This window comes from Pantoea sp. Morm, assembly GCF_016643525.1.
Lineage (GTDB): Bacteria > Pseudomonadota > Gammaproteobacteria > Enterobacterales > Enterobacteriaceae > Pantoea > Pantoea dispersa.
This window is the reverse complement of sequence record NZ_VOQX01000196.1, coordinates 1-2,692: the sequence shown is the minus strand read 5'-3', so window position 1 is coordinate 2,692 and position 2,692 is coordinate 1. Positions and strand designations below refer to the sequence as shown.

4 protein-coding genes are annotated in these 2,692 nt (G+C 50.1%); all 4 read left to right on the top strand.

Annotated elements, in window-relative coordinates:
- Positions 1–485: SIS domain-containing protein (locus FT726_RS26695; protein ID WP_346303569.1), on the top strand; the 485-nt coding region annotated here is incomplete at its 5' end.
- Between the two features lie 233 nt (positions 486–718).
- Complete coding sequence (locus FT726_RS26690; RefSeq protein WP_215480724.1) at positions 719–1,201, top strand: fimbrial protein; 483 nt, start codon at positions 719–721, stop codon at positions 1,199–1,201.
- Positions 1,202–1,693 carry a fimbrial protein gene (locus FT726_RS26685; protein ID WP_104189486.1) on the top strand — a complete coding sequence of 164 codons (492 nt, stop codon included), beginning with the start codon at positions 1,202–1,204 and terminating at the stop codon, positions 1,691–1,693. It abuts the gene before it with no gap.
- A 35-nt stretch (positions 1,694–1,728) separates the two neighbouring features.
- The gene (locus FT726_RS26680) at positions 1,729–2,538 is read left to right on the top strand and encodes a hypothetical protein (RefSeq protein ID WP_021506929.1); all 810 of its coding nucleotides are present in this window, start codon (positions 1,729–1,731) and stop codon (positions 2,536–2,538) included.
- Positions 2,539–2,692 lie beyond the last annotated feature (154 nt).

The window sequence follows — 2,692 nt, the reverse complement described above, 5'->3', positions numbered from 1 at the left end:
TGGCGCAGGATAAAGTGATCGAGAATCTCGCCGAAGGCTTCTCTGACAAGCATCACGCGCTGTTCCTTGGCCGTGGCGATCAGTATCCGATTGCCATGGAAGGGGCGCTGAAGCTGAAAGAGATCTCATACATCCACGCCGAAGCCTATGCGGCGGGCGAGCTGAAGCACGGTCCGCTGGCGCTGATTGATGCCGATATGCCGGTAATTGTGGTGGCACCAAACAACGAACTGCTGGAGAAGCTGAAATCCAACATCGAAGAGGTGCGCGCGCGCGGCGGCCTGCTGTACGTGTTTGCCGACCAGGATGCCGGTTTCAGCGACAGCGAAGGCATGAAAATCATCCCGCTGCCGCACGTTGAAGAGGTGATTGCCCCAATCTTCTACACCGTGCCGCTGCAGTTGCTCTCCTACCACGTGGCGCTGATCAAAGGCACCGACGTCGACCAGCCGCGTAACCTGGCGAAATCGGTTACGGTGGAATAAGCGTAGCCCGGTCTGGAAACAGGCCGGGTTTTTTAACTCATTGTTGTTCCGATTAAATTAATCGTGAATTCTGTGAACGTTGTGAATTAATTTTTCCCTGATATGTGAAATCAACTTTCATAATTCTCTGGCTCTCCTTCACTTCTTTTTTGTTTAACTTTAATTTAACCTTTCAGTCATAAGCTTTCTGATGCATGTAGCAAGCCAAACTCGTTCTCTGCATGTAGGAATTTATGGCGCGTTATTTCATATTTACTTTTTTGTGTCTGATGCTTTTATCCGATGCACTGGCATCGTCATTCAGTGTGAATATTTCCGGTAACGTGATGGTACCTGCCGACTGTAAAATAAATAATGGTATGCCGATTAGTGTTAATTTCGGCGATGTGCGCACCGATAAAATAGATGGGAAAGCGTATCAGCAACCTGTGTCATTTACGCTTTTCTGCACTAATCTTCCCTCTAATGCGCTTAAACTCCAGCTACAGGGGAATGCAGCCAGCTTTGATAGCGGTGCGTTACGCGCATCAGTCAGCGGTTTAGGTATTGCGTTTTTTAAGTCTAACGCTGAAAGGTTAAATATTAATACCAGCTGGGTAAACTTTACTTATCCCGCGCTGCCGGTTATTACGGCCGTCCCGGTGAAAGATAACAGCAGCAGTTTAACGGGTGGAAGTTTTACTTCAGCGGCAACACTGGTAGTGGAACTGCAATAAATGAAACGTACGTGGTTAATGGCACTATTGCTGCCCGCTATGCTGAAGTATAGCGCAGTGGCTGCTTTCAGTGTGCAGGCTAACTTCAGTGGAAAACTCATCGAGCCGCCGTTATGTCAGATTAACGGCGAAAAGCCAATTCTAGTGGAGTTTGGTTCAGTGGTTATTTCCCAAATCAATGGCGACAGCTACAGAAAACCTGTCTCCTGGACGTTAACCTGTAGCAATAATCCCGATAAGAGTATGCGTGTACAAATCAGTGGCACCGGAAGCGCATTTAATTCTGCTTTGCTGGCGACCAGCCAGCGTGATTTGGCGATTCAGATATTAAGCGGTAAAAATGGCGAAAATGCCCTGGCACTGAATAACTGGCTGCCGTTTACCTTTCCTGCGCTGCCCGTCATTCAGGTGGTACCGGTGAAAAAAAACGCCGCGGTGTTAACCAGCGGTGACTTTTCTGCTTTTGCTGCGCTGGTGGTTGAGTACCAGTAGATGATCGGCGTTGACGCAACCACAGGATTAGACCAATGCTAACAGGGCTTGTTTTCCGCTATCTGGCTTTTTTCGCTGGCCTGCTGCTGTTCTTTTCAGCGCAGGCGATGGAAGCCCCGCGCGTGGATGGCATTCGCTGGGTCAACGCAAGCCAGGTTGAAATTACCTGGTCAGTGGTGGATGTCGGTATGATATCCGGCTATGCCCGCTGTAACTCTTCAGAGAGAACCTGCGCAGCAGGCATCGGTGTCAGCGCCTGGTTTATCGGGCATGGCACCGTATTCAGCGCTGCGGGCGGGCCGCAAATTTACGTCGATCAGGGCGAGAGCCTGGCCTCGGTGGCTGAACGTTTTATCCGTTTTAATGGTCGGGGTGGCAAGTTTCTGCGTAACTCAGATACCCGTTATTACAGTTCATACTGCGGCAGCTTTGTGACAGCCTCCGCGACCGTAACTGACTATTCCGGAATGGTTGCGCCCTGGGCACCTTGCGTCAACATTCCGGTGGTGCCGGTATCCTGTTCGGTAAGCGGAGCCGCGCTGAATATTAATCATGGTACGCTGGCCCCGGCCGCCGTTAATGGCGCCAAAGCCAGCGTTAACTTCTCGCTTTTCTGCAACCGTGATGTGAATATCAGTTTTGCGCTTGCCGGTGGGATCAATATCCTCAAACTCAGCAACAACATCAGTACGCTGTTATCACTGGCTGACGGGAGCCTGAATAAACCGCAATTAGTGCGGGCTAACGTGACGACGCCGTTCACGCTGATTTCGACGCTCTCCTCAACAACCCCCAGTCCCGGTAACTTTACCGGCAGCACGGTGGTTTTCATTAATTATCTCTGATTTGCCAGCCGACCCGGTTGTCATATAACTGTCACAATTCGTACATTTCACTGTCATCAAACTGTCCTATTTTGCCTCCAGCAGCAATCACTGACTCTTACTAAAACGGCGTCAAGCCTGATTTTTAATCCCCTGGAGGGAACATGACACTGAT

Bases quoted from the DNA above. Each gene is read 5' to 3' on its own strand.
- FT726_RS26690 (WP_215480724.1), top strand. From the start codon at position 719: ATGGCGCGTTATTTCATATTTACTTTTTTGTGTCTGATGCTTTTATCC.
- FT726_RS26685 (WP_104189486.1), top strand. From the start codon at position 1,202: ATGAAACGTACGTGGTTAATGGCACTATTGCTGCCCGCTATGCTGAAG.
- FT726_RS26680 (WP_021506929.1), top strand. From the start codon at position 1,729: ATGCTAACAGGGCTTGTTTTCCGCTATCTGGCTTTTTTCGCTGGCCTG.